This is a genomic window from Aneurinibacillus sp. REN35, from assembly GCF_041379945.2.
GTDB lineage: Bacteria > Bacillota > Bacilli > Aneurinibacillales > Aneurinibacillaceae > Aneurinibacillus.
In genome coordinates this window covers 350,464-372,199 of record NZ_JBFTXJ020000001.1, presented here as the reverse complement: position 1 = coordinate 372,199, position 21,736 = coordinate 350,464, and the positions used below count along the sequence as shown (strand labels likewise).

19 protein-coding genes and 2 pseudogenes are annotated in these 21,736 nt (G+C 46.3%); 4 read left to right on the top strand and 17 right to left on the bottom strand.

Annotation, left to right across the window (positions count from 1 at the left end; translation table 11 throughout):
* Window positions 1–12: 12 nt before the first annotated feature.
* From AB3351_RS01805 to AB3351_RS01770, 8 genes are all read right to left on the bottom strand, one after another.
* Window positions 13–1,218: a hydroxyacid-oxoacid transhydrogenase gene (locus tag AB3351_RS01805; protein WP_371145401.1), complete on the bottom strand. Its 1,206-nt coding sequence runs from the start codon at window positions 1,216–1,218 to the stop codon at window positions 13–15.
* Between the two features lie 31 nt (window positions 1,219–1,249).
* The gene (locus tag AB3351_RS01800) at window positions 1,250–2,689 is read right to left on the bottom strand and encodes an aldehyde dehydrogenase family protein (protein ID WP_371145400.1); all 1,440 of its coding nucleotides are present in this window, start codon (window positions 2,687–2,689) and stop codon (window positions 1,250–1,252) included.
* A gap of 30 nt (window positions 2,690–2,719) precedes the next feature.
* Window positions 2,720–3,982 carry a nickel pincer cofactor-dependent isomerase, group 22 gene (locus tag AB3351_RS01795; protein WP_371145399.1) on the bottom strand — a complete coding sequence of 421 codons (1,263 nt, stop codon included), beginning with the start codon at window positions 3,980–3,982 and terminating at the stop codon, window positions 2,720–2,722.
* A 36-nt stretch (window positions 3,983–4,018) separates the two neighbouring features.
* Complete coding sequence (locus AB3351_RS01790) at window positions 4,019–5,293, bottom strand: TRAP transporter large permease (protein ID WP_371145398.1); 1,275 nt, start codon at window positions 5,291–5,293, stop codon at window positions 4,019–4,021.
* A gap of 2 nt (window positions 5,294–5,295) precedes the next feature.
* On the bottom strand, window positions 5,296–5,811 hold the full coding sequence (locus tag AB3351_RS01785) for a TRAP transporter small permease (RefSeq protein WP_371145397.1): 516 nt from the start codon (window positions 5,809–5,811) through the stop codon (window positions 5,296–5,298).
* 59 nt (window positions 5,812–5,870) lie between these two features.
* Entirely contained in the window at window positions 5,871–6,893 is a 1,023-nt protein-coding gene (locus tag AB3351_RS01780) for a TRAP transporter substrate-binding protein (protein WP_371145396.1), read from the bottom strand.
* 19 nt (window positions 6,894–6,912) lie between these two features.
* Window positions 6,913–8,211 carry a four-carbon acid sugar kinase family protein gene (locus tag AB3351_RS01775; protein WP_371145395.1) on the bottom strand — a complete coding sequence of 433 codons (1,299 nt, stop codon included), beginning with the start codon at window positions 8,209–8,211 and terminating at the stop codon, window positions 6,913–6,915.
* Window positions 8,212–8,397: 186 nt separating this feature from the next.
* A complete protein-coding gene (locus AB3351_RS01770) occupies window positions 8,398–10,281 on the bottom strand; it encodes a PrpR N-terminal domain-containing protein (RefSeq protein ID WP_371145394.1) in 1,884 nt (627 codons plus the stop codon).
* A 331-nt stretch (window positions 10,282–10,612) separates the two neighbouring features.
* Between AB3351_RS01770 and AB3351_RS01765 the strand changes: the two genes are divergently transcribed.
* Window positions 10,613–10,840 (top strand): hypothetical protein, encoded by a 228-nt coding sequence (locus tag AB3351_RS01765; protein ID WP_371145393.1) that lies wholly within the window; start codon window positions 10,613–10,615, stop codon window positions 10,838–10,840.
* 21 nt (window positions 10,841–10,861) lie between these two features.
* Window positions 10,862–11,028: pseudogene (locus AB3351_RS01760) on the top strand (cytochrome P450); the annotation flags it as partial.
* Window positions 11,029–11,174: 146 nt separating this feature from the next.
* On the opposite strand, the gene AB3351_RS01755 reads toward AB3351_RS01760, so the two are convergent.
* The 9 genes and pseudogenes from AB3351_RS01755 to AB3351_RS01715 form a co-directional block, all read right to left on the bottom strand.
* Complete coding sequence (locus AB3351_RS01755) at window positions 11,175–12,080, bottom strand: Mph(B) family macrolide 2'-phosphotransferase (RefSeq protein ID WP_371145392.1); 906 nt, start codon at window positions 12,078–12,080, stop codon at window positions 11,175–11,177.
* Between the two features lie 35 nt (window positions 12,081–12,115).
* Complete coding sequence (locus AB3351_RS01750; RefSeq protein ID WP_371145391.1) at window positions 12,116–12,361, bottom strand: alpha/beta fold hydrolase; 246 nt, start codon at window positions 12,359–12,361, stop codon at window positions 12,116–12,118.
* A gap of 66 nt (window positions 12,362–12,427) precedes the next feature.
* A pseudogene (locus AB3351_RS01745) lies at window positions 12,428–12,628 on the bottom strand (alpha/beta fold hydrolase); the annotation flags it as partial.
* Window positions 12,629–12,681: 53 nt separating this feature from the next.
* Entirely contained in the window at window positions 12,682–13,209 is a 528-nt protein-coding gene (locus AB3351_RS01740) for a TetR/AcrR family transcriptional regulator (protein ID WP_371145390.1), read from the bottom strand.
* A 64-nt stretch (window positions 13,210–13,273) separates the two neighbouring features.
* On the bottom strand, window positions 13,274–14,053 hold the full coding sequence (gene larB, locus AB3351_RS01735; protein WP_371145389.1) for a nickel pincer cofactor biosynthesis protein LarB: 780 nt from the start codon (window positions 14,051–14,053) through the stop codon (window positions 13,274–13,276).
* Window positions 14,050–14,877: an ATP-dependent sacrificial sulfur transferase LarE gene (gene larE / locus AB3351_RS01730; protein ID WP_371145388.1), complete on the bottom strand. Its 828-nt coding sequence runs from the start codon at window positions 14,875–14,877 to the stop codon at window positions 14,050–14,052. Before larE ends, larB begins: the two co-directional genes overlap by 4 nt.
* 39 nt (window positions 14,878–14,916) lie before the next feature.
* The gene (larA, locus tag AB3351_RS01725; protein ID WP_371145387.1) at window positions 14,917–16,203 is read right to left on the bottom strand and encodes a nickel-dependent lactate racemase; all 1,287 of its coding nucleotides are present in this window, start codon (window positions 16,201–16,203) and stop codon (window positions 14,917–14,919) included.
* A gap of 42 nt (window positions 16,204–16,245) precedes the next feature.
* Window positions 16,246–17,364 carry a 2-keto-3-deoxygluconate permease gene (locus tag AB3351_RS01720; RefSeq protein ID WP_371145386.1) on the bottom strand — a complete coding sequence of 373 codons (1,119 nt, stop codon included), beginning with the start codon at window positions 17,362–17,364 and terminating at the stop codon, window positions 16,246–16,248.
* The gene (locus AB3351_RS01715; RefSeq protein ID WP_371145385.1) at window positions 17,354–18,529 is read right to left on the bottom strand and encodes a glycerate kinase family protein; all 1,176 of its coding nucleotides are present in this window, start codon (window positions 18,527–18,529) and stop codon (window positions 17,354–17,356) included. The genes AB3351_RS01720 and AB3351_RS01715 overlap by 11 nt, the downstream gene beginning before the upstream one ends.
* Window positions 18,530–18,690: 161 nt before the next feature.
* On the opposite strand from AB3351_RS01715, the gene AB3351_RS01710 reads away from it, so the two are divergent.
* Complete coding sequence (locus AB3351_RS01710) at window positions 18,691–19,833, top strand: CdaR family transcriptional regulator (RefSeq protein WP_371145384.1); 1,143 nt, start codon at window positions 18,691–18,693, stop codon at window positions 19,831–19,833.
* Between the two features lie 283 nt (window positions 19,834–20,116).
* Window positions 20,117–21,712 (top strand): ABC transporter substrate-binding protein, encoded by a 1,596-nt coding sequence (locus tag AB3351_RS01705; RefSeq protein ID WP_371145670.1) that lies wholly within the window; start codon window positions 20,117–20,119, stop codon window positions 21,710–21,712.
* The last annotated feature ends 24 nt before the right edge of the window (window positions 21,713–21,736 follow it).

Sequence of the window (21,736 nt, the reverse complement as noted above, 5' to 3'; positions counted from 1 at the left end):
CCCCTTTGTGATTTATAGCGCGCGGCGCAGCAGCTCTTCCAATCCCTTTTGTGTAGGAACGCGCGGGTTATTTCGAACAAGGCGGGCAATTTCCAATGATTTTTCGGCAATACCGACTACATCCTCTTCTTTGATTCCAATTTCAGACAGGTGCGTCGGCAGTCCAATTTCCTCAAGCAGTTCGAACACGGCATCGACCGCTGCCGCTGCTTTTTCCTTCACGCCGAGTCCCTCTGTCTGAACGCCGAACGCATCAGCAATTTCACCGAGTTTCGTGACTTGTGTTGCTGCGTTGTACTCCATTACATACGGCAGCATCAAACCGGTTGTCTCTCCGTGCGGTGACTTTACAAGTCCGCCAATCGGATACGCAACCGCATGCGCGAGCGCCGTACCCGCATTAGAGAATGCCATTCCGGCAAGCAGGCTTCCCATAAGCATGTTGGCCCGCGCTTCAAGGTTGCTTCCCTGCTGTACCGCAAGCGTTAAATTTTGTGCAATCAATTTAATAGCATGCAGGGCCAGCGCATCGCTAATGGGAATCGAGCCTTGAAAGAGAATCGGACCTTCTGCCTGAATGTATGCAGATTCTTTTGCCGTATAGGCTTCAATGGCGTGTGACAGTGCATCGATACCCGAGCAGGCCGTCACATAGGCCGGCAGGCCGGTCGTAAGCTCCGGATCAAGAAGCGCAACCGCAGGACGCAGGTAATTATCAGAAATGCCCGCTTTGATATTGTTTTCCGTATCTGTTAGAACAGCAACAGATGTTACTTCAGAGCCTGTGCCTGCTGTTGTTGGAATGGCGATCAGCGGTGCAATCGGACCCGGAATTTGATTTTCTCCACCATAATAGTCAAGCGGATGCCCGCCGTATTTGATGAGCAGGGCTGCAATTTTTGCCATATCAATGCTGCTGCCGCCGCCAAGTCCGATGATCGCGTCCGTTTCCATTTGTGATTTGGCGAATTCATAGCATTCGATTGCGCTTGATACCGGCGGCTCCGGTACTACCTTATCGTAAACAATTACTTGATAGTTTGCACCCTTTAATAAAGAGATGACACGATCGGCAATGCCCGCCTGCACAATGCCAGGGTCGGTAATGAGCAGTACATTTTTCGCTCCAATGCGCGTAAGAATCGCATCCAGTTCATGAATGGCGCCATTTCCAAAAACAATTCGTTCCGTTGAGTAAAACTCCCATGTATTTCTCACGATTTTAACCCCTTTTTCAGTCAAATAATATTTATAGATTGATAACTACGATTTTTTCATCCGTCATTTCCTGTACGGCATGGTGCGGTCCCTCTTTCCCAATACCACTATCTTTTACACCGCCATACGGCATCACATCGGCCCGGTAGGTGGATACATCATTAATGATGACACCGCCGAATTCAAGCTCGTGCGCTGCGCGCATCGCTAATTGAATGTTTGTCGTAAATAACCCCGCCTGCAGGCCGAAACGGCTGGCATTTGCCTGAGCAAACGCTTCGTCAATATCGCGGTATGGAATCAGGCTGATCACAGGAGCAAACACTTCTTCGCAAACCACTTTCATCTCCGGTGTTACTCCGGTAAGAATGGTTGGTTCAAGCACGCTTCCGCTGCGTTTGCCCCCGCATACGATAACCGCCCCCTGTGCTGCTGCTTCTGTAATCCACTGTTCCGCCCGTTTTGCCTCTTTCTCTGAAATCATCGGGCCGATATCTGTATTCGGATCTTCTGGATTGCCAACACGCAGTGTTCCGGCAACGGCTTTCGCCTTTTCCGCAAACGCCTCAAAAATATCCTCATGCACATACACACGCTGTACAGAAATGCACGCCTGTCCCGCGTTTGAATATCCGCGAGTCACACACAGCTCAGCTGCTTTATCCAAATCCGGCGCATCATGATGCACGATGTTCGGTGAATTGTTGCCAAGCTCTAGAGTAACCCGGCGGATGCCTGTTGTGCTTTTGATGTGACGTCCAACGCCCGCGCTTCCCGTAAAGGTAAACAAAGCAATGCGGTCGTCTTCAAGCAAATACTGCCCTGTTTCCTGTCCAAGCCCGTTTACGACATTCAAATATCCTGCCGGAAGGCCCGCTTCTGTAAGAATATCGGCCATTTTGCAAGCGATAATCGGCGTTACTTCCGCCGGCTTTAATACGACCGTATTGCCTGCCGCAATCGCCGGACCGATTTTGTGTGCAGTCAAGTTGAACGGGAAGTTAAACGGTGTAATGGCTCCAATAACCCCAACAGGAACACGAATGGTAAAAGCCATTTTGTTCTCATTTCCCGGCTGCCCGAGCGGAATACCCGTGCCGCTGATGCGCTTCGCTTCCTCTGCGGATGCGATGAAGGTCTGGATACCTCGATCAATTTCTGCTCGCGAATCTTTTAATGTTTTCCCTACTTCACGAACGAGTATCATCGCCAGTTCTTCTTTTCTTTCACCGAAGATTTGCGCTGCACGCATAAGAATTTCATAACGCTCATACGGGCTTAGCTTTTTGGTTTTAAATGTATCAAGCGCGTTGGTTACCGCTTCTACTACCTGTTCCCGGCTCGTTTTTCCGATGCGCGCAAATTCCTCACCGGTGTATTTATTTGTAACGCTATGCGTCTCCTCTGAGGTTTTCCACTCACCATTAATGAAATGGCCGTAGGTAAAAACGGTCGTTTTATGTGTACTCATGTTTTGTCCACTCCTTTATGTGTATGTACTTTACTGATGCCATGCTAAAAAGTAGCCCTGTTCATCAAATGCTATCTCCTGTGGTTCGCTAAGAATTTCAATATCGGGCCTGTCCACCAGCTCCGGCAGAAGCGCTTCCGAGACATAAACATATTCGAGATGAAGCGTATTTGGAATGCGAACAAACCTTATCTGTTCTGCCGATACGTTCCAGCTTGCACGCATGGCGGTAGCCAGCGCTTCCCGATCATTTTCCATAACAATCGGAATCATGGCCCGATGCAGAAACGTGCTTGTAATTACGTTTTCATTCATTTTTTGAAAGTCAACCTGCGAAAACAAGCGCTGGGTCGTCACATCCGCAAGACCAACCCCGAGCGCATTGCCATGCGATTCCTCGCTTACATTGCTTGCAATAATATACTTGATACGCGGAGATGCCGGTTCTTCTACCCCGTGAATCCGAATGCGTCCAATAATATTCGTATCCATACCGGTACCGCTGTAATTCTTCCCGAGTTCATCCACCAGCAGAATATCAATGTCCTCCACAGGCAGCTTCGGCATCAGCGACGCGGAGAGAGCAAGCAGCTCTGCTTCACGGGAAGGAATGCGCGATGTAGGAATCGCTTCTAGCATGGCGGTTTGTTCAAATGCGTTCTCCACAATAGCCATTCCACAGAGAATGTTTGCCTTCTCAAGCATCACCTGAGCTACCTCAGGCATCATATCACGGATACCGCGCACACCGTGGCTGTGAATGAGCAGCGCCTGTTTATGCTTACCGAGCCCAATCGCAGCCATTTTCATGAGCCCGCTTTCAATGCCAATAGGCGATTTGAAATCCGTATGCACCTTTACACGGCCCATTAATAAAATGCCATCTGCCTCCCATGCATGCTTATCCATGTGCACAGGCATTCCGTCCGATGTTTCTCCAATATGCACAACCTCCATCGAGGAACGAATCGGGGCCTGGCAGTATTCTTCGGTAATGCCTAGGCTCTCCAGCACTTCCACCTGTCCTTCCGCTGTGGCTCCGCCATGGCTGCCCATCGTGGGAACAATAAACGGAAGACCGCCCATTTTTTTAATTTCTTCCACGCAGGCACGCACAATCAAGGCAATGTTCGCAATTCCCCGGCTTCCGGCAGTAATGGCGATGCGCATTCCCGGCTTTACGGTTTCTGACAGTTTTATCATGGTGAACTGACGGGCGATTTCTTCGCCGATATCATGAACAACAGGTCCCTTGAAATGCTGTCTAACTTTTGCAATTCGCGGCAGTTTCACAGTTCCAGCTCCTTTTTTATTTTTCAGCCTGCTGTACTACTTCAGTAAGGAAGGCAGCCACGTTGACAGCGCAGGTATATATGTAATGAGCAAGACATCAAGAATAAGCACGATGAAAAACGGAATTAATGCCTTGGTTATCCGCTCTAGCTTTATATTTGCAATCTGGCAGGCTACAAATAAATTTACCCCGACAGGCGGCGTTACCATGCCCATCGCAAGATTGACAATCATAATCATACCGAAGTGGATCGGATCAATGCCGAGTGCTACTGCGATCGGTGTCAACAACGGAGCCAGAATAATAATCGACGCAGACGTTTCAAAGAACATCCCGACAAATAAAAGCATGATGTTTACCAATATCAGAAAAACAAACGGACTGTCCGAAAAAGCGGTAAACATGGCCGCAGCTTTCTGCGGAACCCCTTCCCGTGTCAAAATCCAGCCAAACATGCCCGCATTTGCGATAATAATCATAATAATAGAAGTCGTAATGGACGAACGAGTAAAGATGTCAACAAGGTCTTTCCATTTCACTTCACGATAAACAAATACACCAATAATAAATGCATAAACGACTGCCACTACCGCTGCTTCTGTCGGTGTGAAAATACCGCCATAAATACCGCCAAGGATAATGACCGGCATGAGCAGTGCCAGAAACGCTTCCTTAAACGCCTGTAATCGCATAGCTCCCGTAATGCCCGCTTCTCCTTTGTAGCCCTTGCGCTTGGACAAATACCACACAAGCAAAATCAAGGATAGGCCAATCATAATACCCGGCAGAAGACCGGCAATAAACAAGTCACCAATGGATACTCCGGCAGAGATCCCAAACAAAATCATTGGAATAGACGGAGGAATAATAACCCCCAATTCTCCAGAAACCGCCTGCGTCGCACCCGCAAATCCAACATCGTATCCTCTTTTTACCATGGCGGGAATCAGAATGGCACCAAGCGCCGCAGTCGTGGCTGCGCTGGAGCCGGAAATGGCTGAGAAAAACATCGCCGTAATAACGGTTACGACAGCAAGACCACCGGTAAGCCCTCCAGCCAATGAGTTAGCCAAATTCACCAATCTGCGCGAGATTCCGCCTGTCTCCATGAGCGAACCCGCCAGAATGAAGAATGGAATAGCCATGAGCGGAAAAGAATCCAATGCTGAAAACATGCGCTGCATCAAAACGACAAGCGGCATATTTCCATCAACCATAAAGGCAATACTTGATGCAAGGCCGAGTGACAACGCGACCGGTACACTCAGCAGCAGAAGGACAAACAACGAAATAAACATCGTACCTGCCATAGTTATTCACTCCCCGTAAAGGCTTCCTGATTTGATTTGCCTCTTATCGTCTCCAGCAGCACGGCAATGGAATTCAGCAGCATAAATACCCCGCCAACTGGAACTGCCGCATACGGAATACCCATAGGAAGCTTCATGCCGGGAGAAAGCTGGGTTGACACATGACGCAGCATCTCAAATCCAAACACAATCATAATGACAAATAAAACCATGGAAATCAAAATCGTTAAAATTTTCAAAAAACGTTGCCCGTTTTCACTTAGTCTTTCGGCAATCGCCTCCATACCGATCAGTGAACTGTATCGTACTGCAAGCGATGCCCCTATCAAAACAAGCCAGATCATGCAGTACCGTGCCAACTCTTCGGTCCAGCGGGGTAATTCCAGATCTAGATAGCTCCCTAAAAAGCGGACAACCACTTGGTAAACAATCAATACAGACATAAGCGCAAGCAGGCTTGCAGCAAAATAACGCAGAAATACATTGATTTTATCAATTCCATTAATAAAAGACTGCAAGAATGTTCACCTCTTGGATAAGCAGACGGATAGGTTTCCCTATCCGCCACTTGTAATTTTTATTGTGTATTGCGAATTTTGTCGACGAGCTCTTTGCCAAATTTCGGTTCATATTTTTCGTAAACAGGTTTCACAGCATCTTGGAAAGGTTTTAAATCTGGATTTTCATTGATTTCCATTCCTTTGGTTTTTAGCTCCTGCATGTATTCCTTCTCCATATCCTGCACAACCTGGCGTTCATACTTACCGGCTTCAACGGCTGCCTCTTCAACGGCTTTTTGCTGCTCAGGAGTCAGCGCATCAAACTTGCCTTTTGCAACCAGCATGAGCGATGGGTTGTAGAAGTGACGGGTAATAGTCATATGCTTCTGCACTTCATAAAAACGGGATGTCATAATAACTGGAATCGGATTCTCCTGTGCATCGATAACTCCTTGCTGCAGTGCGGTAAATAGCTCAGTAAATGCCATTGGTGTTGGCTGTGCGCCCATTGCCTTGAAAGAATCCATATGAATATCATTTTCCATTGTCCGAATCTTAAGGCCCTTTAAGTCTTCTGGCTTTTGTACTGCCTTGTCTTTAGTCGTTACGCTGCGGAATCCATTCTCCCACCATGCCAGCGTTTTTACGCCTGTCTTCTCTTCTACTTTTTTACGCAGGTCGTTACCAATTTCACCATCTAATACTTTATGGGCATGGTCTGCATCACGGAACAGGAATGGCAGGTCAACAACCGTTACTTCCGGAGCAAATCCACTCATCGGCCCGGTCGATGTCAGAACCATGTCAATGCTGCCTACATTCAATCCTTCAATCATGTCGCGCTCTCCGCCAAGCGACCCATTCGGGAAGATTTCTAAGGTAACCTGACCGTTTGTTTTTGTATTTACTAACTCTTTGAATTTCTCCATCCCTTTTTGATAGTGGGAGGTATCAGCAAGCGTATGACCGACTTTCAATGTAACGGCACTTCCGCCTCCTTGAGCACCGGCGTTCTTTGAATCTGCCGGAGCTCCGCCTCCTCCGCAAGCCGCCAAAAGCGTCATTGATGAGACTGCAAGAATGCTTAACCACTTTTTCATCCAAAATGTCCCCCTCTTATTACATGTTTTTTATTTTTTGCACTGAATGGAATAAAGAGTCTGCGTTTCCGAACGCTCCTGCTTTTGTTATTACAGAAAGTCCGGACATCTGCCCCCCTACGATTTCACACAGTGGTATTCCCTCTTCTACCTCGCCAAGTATACGCAGAGCCTGTACATCCAGGCTTTCACAGGTTTTATAAGCGATATCGCCGCCCGTAAGAATCAGCCCTTTACACGCGTATCCACCTACGACCGCAGCCCCTGTCTCTCCAAGAAATTCTGCGATACGGTTGCCAGCCTCCAAGGCGCTAGCATCGTGTACCTCCATCCATTGTCTAACCGCGGCATCAGCTTTAGCCGAAACCTCTGTTGTCAATACCGGATAGCAGCCTGCCTGCGCTGCGCTGATTATGTACGCCACCAAACGCTCTTGTTCACGCTTGTAGCCTTCTTCACTGAATATACAGGACAGGCTGGCTGTCGCGAATACAAACTCTTTATGCTGTGAAAGAGTTTGAAGCTGCTCTCTTGTTACAGCGCTTACACTTCCTGCTATGCAAAATACAGGAACTTCTTGAGTATCCGCTTTCTTTCCGCTTCCTACTATCGGTGCGGCACGATTCTCAAGCTTTTCAGCCAGACATTCAGCAAGCCCTGCGGAACCTACCCATAAGATACGCAATCCGCTGTGCCATACTGCTTCTGTAATCGATTTCAAATCATTGTCCGTAACGCTGTCACACACAACAATGCGCTGTTTTTGCAATAGACAGCTTCGTATCCGTTCAAGCAACCCGCCCCTTCTTATCTCTGCAATCTCGACATGTGCTACAGCATGCTCTGTTTGCGTTGCAAGCAATGTAGGAAGGTATGATTCACGAACCGGGGACTTCGCATCCACGCCCGCTTCCGAATCTTCTAGCAGATGATGATTTACAAGATGATACCCACCTATAGTTATCCGTCTGTTTTTCGGATACGCCGGGGCAACGATTGCAATATCAAACGCTTCCATTTCGAGCAACGCATCGATTTCAGCGCCGATATTTCCTCGCATCATTGAATCTATTTTTTTATAAATATACGGAATGTTTGAGAGGCAAAACGATGCAGCGGTCTTCTTTATTTTTTCGTATGACTCAACAGTCGTAAGAGAGCGCGTTTCCGCATTGTAAACAAGTACATCCGTATGTTCTGTTTCTATCGGACTCTCCATCTCAAGTAGGGAAATCGTAGCAAGCCCTCTTTTTGCAAATTGCACCCCCGTATCATTTGCACCTGTCAGATCATCAGCAATTACCAACAGCTTTGCCAATGCTTCACCACCTCTTTATCGAAACGTATGCTGTCTCTTTATGCAACTTTTTAGACAATATGGAAAATGTTTAATTCTTATACCTTATAATTGCATGATTCGTTGCAAAATTCAATAGTTTTTTAAATAAAAATTGTTTTCTATTGCAACAAAAAATAACAGGCATCATCGCCTGTTATTTTTCGATTAGTTATTTTCTTCACTTTTGATTTTTCGCCATAAGGTGGAACGATTAATGCCAAGGCGTTTGGCGGCGTGGGACTGATTGTGATTCTCTTCTTCCAATACACGATGAATAATTTCCTTTTCAAGCTGCTCCAGCGTTTTACCGGTGATATCCAAAAATCGATCATCCGCATGAGCACGGAAGGGAACTTCAGCAGAAAGCTGCTCGATAATACCTTCCGCCTCCTCCACCTCGATAAAAGGGCCATCAGATACCATACAAAGCTTTTCAACCGTATTTCGAAGCTGCTGTACATTTCCCGGCCATCCGGCCTGCAGGAGTCGATCCATAACTTCAGGCCGTATGCCGGCAATTTGCTTGCCAAACTCTGCATTAAATGAGGCGATAAACCACCGCACAAGCTCTGGTATATCTTCTTTTCGCTCACGAAGCGGCGGGATGCTGATCTCTCCACCGTTCAGCAGATGAAATAAGTCTTCCCTAAAGCAGCCCTCTTCAATTTCGACTTGCAGATTGCGGGCATTGGCCGCTATGATGCGGACATCCACCGGGGTCGAATGTTCCCCATACAGACGGGTCACCTTTTTTTCCTGCAGCACATTAATCAGCATCGCTTGAATGGATGCAGGCAATCGGCCAATGGCATCAATAAACAGCGTGCCCTGATGGGCCGCTTCAAAAATTCCCTGCTTTCCCTCTGCACCGCTTACACCAAAGATCTCAATCTCCAGCTGCTCTTCCGAATAAGCCTCGCAATTAAAAAATACGAAGGGAGCATCCTTGCGCTCGCTCTCATTATGAATCGCCTGCGCCAAGCTCTCCTTGCCCGTTCCAGGCTCTCCATAAATGAAAACAGGAAGCTCATGCCTGCTAAAAAAACGAGCCGTCTCCATCACATTGTGCATATTTTCACTTATCGCTACCAATTGATTAAAATGCATATTTGCCCGCAGCGGCACCGGGAGAATCTTCGAGCGAATGCGGCTCTCCACTTTTTGAATGCTGGCAACCTCCTGCAGTTCAACCATCCATGCTCCGGCCTCCCTGGCTATGGTAAGCGGGGTTTTTCTTATAACAATATTTTCACCGTTCAGCGATACAATCCCCTCTTCAGATTCGCCCTGGCTCATGGGGGCCTCCGTCGTTTGCAACTGCGGCAGCAGTTCAGCAACCGCCCGCCCCATCTCTTGTTCGGCCTGGGTGGCAAAGAGTTTTTCTGCCTGTGTATTCATGAAAATAAGCTTTCCGTCCTCATTCGCCGCAACAATACCTTGCTTACAATAATTCAGCATGGACGTAAGAAGCTCCTTTTCCTGCCTTTCTTTCTTCACGTAAAAGCTCATATGTTCGGCCTCTTCGAGCGATTCTATCACCGCCTCTTTGCCCGATGTAATCAAAATGGAATGAAGCCCAAAGCGTTTCGCTACAGAGGTGCTGATCACATCGCCAATAATGACCTGAATGCCCTCGGCATACGCTTCGCGGATTCCCTTTTCGATTTCTTCTTCATGATGGATCGGAAAAAAGGACAGGTTTATATCTAGCAGCGTTCCGATTGCGTCCGCCCCCTGAATGGTGTTGAAATAACTCATCATGCCAATTTTTCCTTCATAGCCCTTTATTAGCGTAAGAGTGCGCAGAATATCATAGCCTGAAATCTTCACCTCTACCACCGGAAGATTGCAGTGCTGCCGGAGCAGGCGGGCCGTAGCCCCCCGGCTGATAATCACATCGAAGCCCTGCTCTTCCATCTCTTTGGCAATCATGAGCCCTTTATGTAAATCTCCTACCTCTACATGAATGTCTTTCTTCAAATCCTCATTTACCTGCAAAAATAAATCCTTCAGTCCAGAATAGGGAGCAATTACTATAATGCGTGCCATATGCAATCTCCTTCACAATAACTGTTGCATTTCGATACACTTCCATTATAAGGTTATGTGTTTTGTTTTTCAATAAAAACTGGATAAATGAAGCATCTCTGCACGTCATCGCAATGTACCTTCACCTTCCTATCCATTCCTTCCATTTTTTTCTCAGCTATGTTGGATTCCTTTTGACTTTGCCAGTTGTGCTTTATCTTTTTCATGCTTTTTCAATTTCAAAAGTAGCTGTGTTTACAAACATTTCAGTCATCCCTTCTAGGTTTATGATTAGATATACGAAGTAGCGCTCGCCCTCTATAAATTAATACAGAAACAGTGGACCAAAAAAATGGCGCTATTCAATGCGATAACCGAGCTGATAGGAATGATTACGCTCATTGTCATAGTAAGCAATCAAAATATCATCCACCCGGGATTTAACACCTATATGGCCGAGACATTTTCTGTGACAGCTGAACAGACAAGAGCCTGGGGCGTCAGCGGAGTCATTGTTATTTTTTTGATTTATGCGGTGATTTCTGTAGTTGATGGCTTTCGCAAATCTAAAACAACTTAGATAAAAAGGGCTAAACATGCATTGAAGCTGAAACAAAGGGATGTCATGATTGCATGGATGAGCGCTGCCAACATGGACGAAAAAATGTACATTGCAGCAATAACAAACAGCATTTGACATTCGGACATGGACCGCATTTTTGCCTTGGTGCTCCTTTGGCTAGATTAGAATTGGAAGCGAACTTGACGGGATTGGGCAGCCTTTTACCTCCATCCCTGCAAATCAAGGGTTTTACCTAACCGATAAAGGGATAGTAATTGATATTAATACAAAAACAAAATGCGTTGGCAAGAGAATTTTGAGTTTCTCTGCCAGCGCATTGAGTTACTGCTTACTAGCTTTTCACTTCCAACGCTTCCTTCGCCATCTGAACATATTCCTCAACTCCAGATAGCAACGCAAACTCAGCAATTGAAACCGGATATGCAGCATCAAGTTCGATAATATGCGCTTTCATCTTAGGCCAGTAATATCCACCCGCTTCTTTATAAGCAAGAATTAAAGCTTCTAACCCTTCTTCTCCAAAAGCCTTATAGTTAAAAACAAAGTCACTTGAAATATCGGTAACCTTAGCTTCAGTCCAATCGATTAATCCAATCACATTAGCATCTGTATCAATCATAGTATGCCCGGCATGTACATCTCCATGAATCAGTCCAGTTTTCTTAGGCCACATTTCATCATCATTCATCCAGGCCTGCCATCTGTCCCATAGCTTTTCTCCTACACCAAACTTTGCTCTTACCGCATCCATACGCTGCTTCATTGACAACCTTGCTTCTTCTGGGGTATGCACTATTAGGCCAAGCTCCTCGGCTTTATCACTAGGAACGCTATGAAGCTCTGCTAACACTCTACCAAGAGACCTGTGAAATGATTCTGGAACATTGTTAATATCTATCTCCCAAACATAGTTTCCTATATTATGATCTATTGTCCCCGCTGGCACACCATCTAACCTCTTGTAAGCTATTAACTCGTCTGTATAAATGATCCAGTTTGGCGCTTGAAAAGATTTAGGATATTGATTTGCCAAATCTAATGCTTGTTTTTCTACCTTTGTTCTAAGCATCACATCTTCCCGCCTAGGCAATCTTAGAATCCAATCAGTTCCACTTTCATCTTGTGCAAAAACAACTTGAAAATCCAGCCCGGATTCATTAAACTGCATTGTTTCTTCCTTAAGAATAAGATTATGTTTTTTAGTTATTTCAATAACTTGTTTAATATCTTTACTCATTAAAAATCACTCCTGTCTCAATTTGTATATATCAATTAGGAACTTGCTGCATGCTTAGATATAGCATTAATAATTTCTTCCCAATCATCATAGTGTAGCTCATGCCTAGCACCAGCTAGAGTGACTAAGACAGCATTTGGTATAATTTTAGAAAGATGAACTTCATGCTCATACGGTATGATAGGATCCTTAGTTCCATGAATAACTAGTGTAGGAACATTTATTTCATGAGTTCTAGATAAATATAATCCCCATCCTTTTACATATCCATTCGATAACATACTCTATCACTTTCTCTTTATCATGCCAGTTGTTGATGTTGATCTTGGCAAAGGCTTCTGTTAGTAAGTAATTGATTTTCCTACATCCCTATTGTCATAGCGTATAACATGAAACCCTTGATCGCTTAGTCTCTTACAAAAGTCTTCTTCCCACTAAAGTATTGATGAAGTAGCCCCCATAATTAACAAGATAGTTGGGTTATTAATATCTCCAAAGCTCTCCGTACAGATATAAACATTATTAAAACAAATTATTTCTTCTGCTATAAATCATCACTACTTTTCTACTTTCATCTGATAAAATCATTACCTAGACCAAACTATGACCGAGTAATTTGATTAGCAACAGCTTCGAATAACAATTCTCTAATCCTTTCATAATTGTATTGCTGCAAATCTCCCTTTTGGGAACCTAATAACCAAGCTGATCTTAAAACTCCGGCTATAACAGTTGGGTCTTCATCGATAATCTCCTTAGAATCTTGACGTGACTTGATAAACTCCATAAGGGGGGCGATGCTTCTAAGATTCTCTGAGCCAACATACTCCGGATTTAGCTTCCTAGATACAAGTTTGTATTCCTCAAGGTCGTAAACCATCCTTTGAGTTAAAATCTTAGTTTCGAGTTCCAAATCCATCTGATTTAAGTATATCTTTATGGCTGAACGTATATCCTGAGCTTTATTAACCGCCGGCCAAACTTGATTTTCAATTTGTTCACCCTCACGTGCTAAGAGTTCCATATACAACATTTCTTTTGACTGAAAAAACACATAGAAGGATAGCAACCTACATTCAGCTTTTTCCGCTTTTCGTACATTTTTTACAAAAATAGGCTGACCCATCATAACCTAGGTCAGCCTTGAACAACTGTATTGGTCGAGCAGCAAAACACTCCCTGCCCGCTGCTGATTATTTCTGTGTAACTGCTATCGTGTGAGTAATAGTAGCAGCATAATAACCAGCACCAAATCCATTATCAATATTTACGACAGCGACACCGCTTGCACAGGAGCTTAGCATGGATAACAGCGCAGCGATTCCGTTCAGGCTCGCTCCGTAGCCCACACTGGTAGGAACAGCAATGACCGGTTTGGATACGAGTCCTCCCATAACACTAGCAAGCGCTCCCTCCATTCCAGCTACTACAACAATTGCGTTGGCTTCCTGAATCTCATGCAGCCGATCGAGCAGGCGGTGCAGGCCAGCTACACCTACATCATGAATCGTCTTCACATGATTGCCCATCAGCCGCGCGGTAATCGCCGCTTCCTCTGCCACGGGAAAGTCGGATGTTCCCGCGGACACCACAGCAATATAACCTTCTTTCCATTCCTCTACATACTCCGAGTGAACCCAATGAAAGGTACGTGCTAACGGATGATAATGGAAGGTATCATCAGGATAGCGCTCCTGCAGATTACGAAGCAGGACACCGGCCTTTTCTTCATCCACTCTTGTCGCGAGCACTTTTGAATGGTGCTCCATCAGCCGCGCAAAAATCCCCAGCAGATGCTCCGGCGCCTTGCCTTCCCCAAAAATCACTTCCGGAAATCCGTTTCGCTTTTCACGATGAGTATCGAGTGTAGCATATCCTAGCGCATCGTACGTTTTGAGCCTATCCCGCGCTTCTTCTACTGATAAGGCTCCCTGCTGCACCTGAGTCAGCCATTCGGTGAGCTGATCCTTCATTTGCGCAGCGCCTCCTTCAACACTTCATTCATGCTGCCGGAACGATACCCCTGTAAATCAAGCGTAACGTAGGAGAAACCGTACGATTTTAACGCACGGTCGATTTTTTCGTGATGTGCAAGCACCTTTGGCATATCCTCGGGCATCACTTCGATTCTTGCGATTTTATCATGGTGGCGTACCCGCACCTGATAGAGTCCGAGGTTTAAAAGGAACATTTCCGCCAGATCAAGCTGATCGATTTTCTCCTGCGTAATTTTTGTTCCATACGGTATGCGTGAAGACAGGCAGGCAAAAGACGGCTTGTTCCATGTAGGCAGCCCCATTTCCTTTGATAAAAGTCGAATCTCTTCCTTATAAAGGCCGGCCTCCTGCAGCGGGCTTCGTACCCCGCGTTCCCGGGCAGCCTGCATCCCCGGACGATGCTCGCCTAAATCATCCATGTTGGAGCCGTCTACAATCGTATGTGAGGCACCGTACTGTTCAACCAGTTCCTGTACATGCGTGTATAATCCATCTTTACAATGAAAGCAGCGATCCGATTCGTTTTTAACGAAATTCGCATTCGTTAATTCACTGACACTCGTTTGGATATGAGTAACACCGATCTGCTTTGCCAGACTAACCGCCAGCTCGAATTCCCGGGTAGGAAAGGTCTCGGAGGCTGCGGTTACAGCCAACACTCGATCACCAAGCGCCTCCTTTGCTTTTGCCAGCAAAAATGTGCTGTCTACTCCGCCGGAAAATGCGACGAGCACCTGCTCCATTTCCTTTAAAATGGATAGCAATCGTTGATTTTTCTCCTGCAGCAACGTACTTGTCATTAGATGCTACCCCCTTTTGCATAGTGCAACTTCAACCTCTTACGCCTGCTGCAATACTTCTCCCTGTTCTTCCACATAAGGGATCGTCAGCGGACCCAGCGGAAGAATAGCTACAGTCATGCTCTCTCCGTATTTCTCCTTAAGAAGAGCCAATGTATTCTCAATATCATGTGTAGGATGGAACATCGCTTTTTCCACATCCTCATCTGACAGGGAGGAATACACATATACATCAGCCCAGACTTGAATTACCGCCTGCTTCTGCACCTGCCATTGATCAAAAATCTTAAATTTCGGATCATTTATCATAGTAAGGATCTCCTGCGGCGTTTTGCGCATCTGCAGAATTTCGGCGTAATTGCCATGGTTCGGCAGGCCGTCCCTACACTCGGCCGCACATATAATTGTTCCGCCTTTTTTGACGATCTTGTGGGCTGCGCTCATTCCTTTTACAGCCTGATACAAGTTCTGGTCCAGCGGATAACCGGAGTTGGACGTAATGACGACATCGAAGCGCTCGTCACAGCGCAGCATGGCATGTTCCTTTGCAAAGGCGCAGCCGCGATCATGCGCTTCAAACAGCTCTCCGGCGAATACAGCCGTAATATCCTTTTCACGATTCAGCGTAACATTGAGCATAAAATCCGGCTTGCACATACGATTAACTTCACGGGTCATGTCCTGTACCGGATTATCCGTCATATTGCCCCAAGTTGATAGCGGATCGCCGATCATCCGAGCATTATGGAAGGTCATAATCGTTTCAATGCCGGCAATTCCCGGCATAATCCCTTTGGGTCCGCCGGAGAAGCCCGCAAAGAAATGGGGTTCAATAAAGCCGGTTACAATTGTAAAATCAGCCTCAACATACTCTTTATTTAGATACACATCGCAGCCGAATCGGCTTTCCCCGACTTTGACCAGTTCCTCTTTATTATGGCAGTGGTGGTTAATCACACGAATGCTGTCTACTACTTCATTGCCAAGCATCTGCACGAACTCTTCCCGGGTTTGATCACGGTGGGTCCCTGTACCGTTAATGATTACAAAGTTTTCTTTTGGAACATGAGATAATTCTTGTAAAATCCAAGGTACTAGCTTGTGATTTGGTGTTGGTCGTGTAATATCGCTAATAACAATAGCTACCTTATCACTGCCTTTTACCATCTCACGCAGCGGGGGTAATCCGATCGGGTTGCGCAGCGCCTTACGCACCGCCCCTTCTTCATCCGCAAGACCAGGCAGATTCTTCGGCTCTAAAATAACCGACTGCTCAGGCGCTTCGATCGATAAGCCTTCTTTTCCATAGAGCAATGTCGTTTTCATAGTGTCCCCTCACTTTTGTGTAGTAAATAGAATGGTTTACATTTATGTCGCAGACGCATTTGAACGATGCTCCGGCGACTGGGGCTCTTCCGCTCTTCCATCAATACCTTTTTTCCTCTGCCACTTGTCCACAAGAATGACGGCTACAGGACATAGAATGGCTGTCGTTAACGTTGAAATCGAGATTTGGGCTGTAGCCGTTTCTACTAAATTCTGATAGGCCTGTGCTTCTGCCTGGCTCATCATTCCTGAACCGGCCGCTACGGATGCCGCTGCTGCAATCGCCGCAGGTGTTCCAACCGCATTACCTGCTGTAGAGGCTTCTGCCACAGGAGCAATCCCACTCTTTTCACGGAAGATTTTAAAAACAAGCATGCCAGTTAACCCTGTTAACACTGTCGTCATTATACCAAGTGCAAGACCTGCAGTCACCACTTCCGGCTTGAAGAAGTTTGTAAAGCTCATCCCTGCACCAAGTGCGAATGCAAAGAATGGAACCGGCAAAATTTCACCCGACTTAAGAAACTCTCTAATTTCTGGATCGAGGTTACCGAGCAGCATGCCGATGCCGATCGGCAAAAGAACAGCGATGAAAGCAATAATCGGAAACTTTGCACCCAGCATACCAAGAGCCATGAGCGTAAAGAACGGTCCATCATTCAGGGAGAGTACAGCTACCGCCCCTACGTCCGAACGATTTCCATACTGAGAGGTCAGCGCAGCGTACATGCCCCCGTTTCCGTTGGTCATAGCAGCAATGATGGCCACCGTAGATAAGCCGAGAAAGCCGCTCATCATATCGCCGGACAAGGTTCCCCATAAGAATCCGACTGCCACGCCGGTAAAATATTTCGAGGCGGTCAGCAATGCACCTTTCTTAAGCGCTGTTCCACCGACCCGCAGATTCATCTGACTGCCGCAGCAAAACAGAAACAGCGCAATAAGTGTTAATGCTCCAGTTTTAAACAGCTCTTCCGAGAAACCGCCAATGCGCAGGAACTCATAATGGCCTTTATCCGTCGGTGATACACCCAGTGATTTTAAAGCGTCCATAACGGCCGGGATGTGCATCTGATCGATCGTATTCAGCATTGCACCCAGCAATAGCGGTATGACCATTAGTCCGCCCGGGACTTTCTCAATTGTTCGTTTAATCTGCATACTCTGCAGCCTCCCCATGTGGTTGATCGTACCCGGACGATGCCAGGTACGTACGCAGAACTTGCTCTGCGGTAAATGACAGCAGTTCCGCCGCTCTCTCTATCGCTTCCTCCAATGTCATCGGAGCAGTAACGATGCTATGAACGCTGTGAATGCCATGCTCATATAGCGTGTGAATCCCGGACCCGATAGAGCCGGCCAGAACGATAACCGGAATTCCCTGTTTCTGTGCTTCCTGCGCTACGCCCATTGGCGTCTTTCCTGATGCGGTTTGAAAATCGATTTGTCCTTCCCCTGTAAAAACGAGCGCTGCTCCATCCAGCTTTTCACCAAGCGCAGTATGTTCAATGATCATATCGATTCCCCGCTTCATTCCCCCGGGAAAAAAGGCTTGGAATGCTCCGCCAATTCCTCCTGCTGCTCCGGCGCCCGGTCTTTCATGAAGCCGGATGCCTGTCTTTGATTCGATAAGGTTTGCCCAATGTGTTAGGGCATCATCCAGCCTTTCCACCATTTCCGGCGTGGCCCCTTTTTGCGGGCCAAAAACATAGGCGGCACCATGCGGGCCGATCAGCGGATTTTGAACATCCGCTGCAATTAAAAATTCCGACTGGGCAATGCGCGGGTCAAAATCTTCATCATTGATTTCAGCAATGCGCGTCAGCTCGCCTCCACCAAACCCAATATCAACTCCGTTTTTATCAAGCAGCCGCATGCCAAGAGCCTGCAGCATGCCGCACCCTCCATCATTGGTAGCGCTTCCGCCAATGGCAAGAATAAACCGCCTGCAACCGGCATCCAGCGCCCTTTTGATCAGCTCCCCAGTTCCGTATGTTGTCGTGAGCAGAGGGTTTCGCTGTTCAACCGGAACAAGGCACAGTCCTGATGCGCTGGCCATCTCAATCACGCAGGTCTCTTGATCTCCGAGAATACCGTAGGCAGCATGTACCGGGGTATGCAAGGGACCGGTAACGCTGTGTTCGATCATTTTGCCATTCGTAGCCGCCACGAGACTGTCCATAGTTCCTTCCCCACCGTCCGCTACAGGCACTAGAACGGTTTTTGCATCGGGAAGAACCCTTTTGATTCCCTGTTCAATCGCCAAGGATGCTTCTTGGGCGGATATACTTCCTTTAAAAGAATCCGGCGCAATCACAATTTTCATAGGTTATTCCTCTCTTTATAAAACGCTTTCATTTTTCTAACTATTATTATAATGCGAACGAAAAATAGGGTCATTGTTTCCAAAAACTAAAAAATAATTGAAAAAATAATTTTATTTTGTTTATCATATACAGTAATCATACACAGAAGGCGGGATGAAAATTGCTTACGGAGAAAATCGCAGGTGAGATTGTGCGCGAAACAATGATTCGTTTGAATCGTAATATTAACATTATGGATCATACCGGAACGATTATTGCGTCGGGGAATCCAGAGCGTATTAACCGACTTCATGAAGGAGCATTGGAAGTCCTGCTGACCGGAAATCCGGTGATTATTCATGAAAACAGCAAGAACCATTGGAAGGGAGCCGAGCCGGGAATTAACCTGCCCATTATGTTTCAAGAACGTATTATCGGCGTCATTGGCATTACCGGCAAACCGGAAGAAATCGCGGAATTCGGCGAGCTTGTCAAAATGATTACCGAAATGATGATTAGCCAATCTTTTTTAACCTCACAATCGGAATGGAAACAGCGGGTAAAAGAACTAATTTTTGAAGAGCTAACCGCCATGCAGCTAAAGCAGGAATCGATCGAACAACGACTGGCTTTGCTCAATATACGTCTTGGCCCTCCTTTTCAGGTGGCTTTGGTGGAATTAGAAAACAATACGCTCACAAATCAGGAACTCATCGAACGAATAGAAGAAACCCTACATAACCCACACATGCTTACCGGGTATGTAAATGGTAACCGCTTGTTTATTCTGGCCTCTCACCTGACAGAAAAGGCATTTATACAAAAGCTGCAGCGCATGCAATCCATGCTGCGCTATATCACCATCCCTTTTCGTATCGGACTTGGTACGATGAAAACGGCACAGGAGCACATCCGGCTCTCCCTGCAGGAAGCCAAATGGGCTCTGCTGCTGGGTAAAAGAGAACAGGATTTGATTCAATATACGGAGATTGAGACAAAGGCTTTAATTAACCAAATTGATGAACAGGCGAAGCAGGATTACATCGAACGAATCGCAGGCAGTCTCTCGGATCGAATGCTTGAAACGCTGGATGTTTTTTTCGAATGCAACCTGCATATTGGTGAAGCAGCCAAAAAGCTGTATATTCATCGCAACACGCTTATTTACCGGTTAAAAAAAATCAAACAGGAAACAGGGCTGAATCCGCAGGTATTTCAGGATGGGGTTTCTTTACAGCTGGCCGTCTGGATTTGTCAGTTGAACAAAAGAGGCATTCAAAAAAATTTTTTTCCTCTGTACGATCGTGCAGAAAAAACAGAGTAAACACGGTGCCGCTGTCTTTGTCCTCGTTCCTTCCGTTTATTTTTTTATGACATTATCTTCTTTACTTTCCTATAATCTGTGTTATGATTTTTCCGAATCGTAACACGAAGACAGACTGTTCTTTACAAGTCGGCGTATTGTTCGCATATATGTCGAAATCATTGCATGATTTCGACTATATCGTTTGTGCCTCTCTCATATCTCCTTCGTGTAACACGACAAGACCTGTACATATTGTGATAATAAGGAGTGGTAGAGATTGAAAAAACGAACACTTGGATTGATGGCTGTGGCAGGCTTGATTTTTTTGAACCTCTTCACGGCGTGTTCCCCATCACTACATAAGCCAACTGGCACAGAACAGAAGCAGACCGAGCAAAACAAACAAGATCTGGTGCTCGCGGTTGGCTCCGAGCCTGAAGCCGGTTTTGACCCTACCACGGGGTGGGGACGGTATGGCTCTCCTCTATTCCAGAGCACCCTCCTGAAACGCGATAACAACCTGGCGATTGTAAATGATCTTGCAACCGGCTATGAAGTAAGCCCCGACGGCAAAGTATGGACGGTCAAACTCCGTAATCATGTGAAATTTTCGGATGGCAAACCCCTCAGCGCCGCTGATGTGCAGTATACCTTTGAAAAAGCAGCCGCGAGCGGCTCTGTGGTCGATCTCCATATTTTACAAAAAGTAGAGGCGCTAGACCCTACTACCGCACGGTTCACTTTAAAGGAAGCTCAATCAACTTTTATAAACAGCTTGGTTACAACAGGCATCGTACCTAAACATGTTCATGGAAAGGATTATGCGGAAAAACCCATTGGTTCGGGTCCTTACCAACTGGTGCAATGGGACAAGGGGCAGCAGCTGATCGTGAAGGCAAATCCGGAGTATTATGATACAAAGCCTTATTTTCAAAAAATCACATTTTTATTCTTACAGGAGGATGCTGCTTTTGCTGCTGCAAAAGCCGGGAGTGTCGATGCAGCGTATATTCCTGCCTCGCTTAGCCATCAGCCGATACCGGGAATGCGTCTAGAAGCTGTACACAGCGTAGATAACCGGGGAATGATGTTTCCTTCTGTAAAGGCCGGCGAAAAAACAAAAGAAGGGTTGCCGATCGGTAACGATGTGACAGCCGATCCGGCGATCCGCAAGGCCATTAATATAGCGGTCGATCGTCAGGCACTGGTGGATGGTATATTGGAAGGCTACGGAACACCGGCATACACGATAAGCGACAAGCTTCCCTGGTGGAATCCCGATACAGTCATTAAGGATGCAGATCCGGAAGGGGCGAGAAAAATCCTTGCCGATGCCGGATGGAAGGATACGAATGGAGATGCGATTCTCGAGAAAAATACGTTACAGGCAAAATTTACCCTCCTTTATCCAGCCGGCGATGTGATACGACAATCTCTGGCGATTGCCGTCGCGGACATGATAGCACCCATCGGAATTTCGATTCATGTCGAAGGAAAAAGCTGGGACGAGATAGAATCCTTGATGCATGCCAATGCTGTTCTATTTGGATGGGGTAGCCATGACCCGCTTGAAATGTATAATCTGTACAACAGCAAAAGTGCTGGTGTCGAGCACTATAATCCTGGTTTTTATCGTAATGCAACCGTCGATCAATACATGGATAAGGCGCTCGCTGCAACCAATGAAAAAGAGGCCATGAACTATTGGAAAAAAGCGCAATGGGACGGAAAAACAGGACTAAGCGCCAAAGGGGACGCACCATGGGCTTGGCTGGTAAACATTGATCACGTCTATGTAGTAAAGGAGCGCCTTGATATTGGAAACCAGCGAATTCATCCTCATGGACACGGCTGGCCTGTTACCGATAACATTGTGGAATGGAAATGGAATGAATAATGTGAAGGACACTTTCAGCAAATC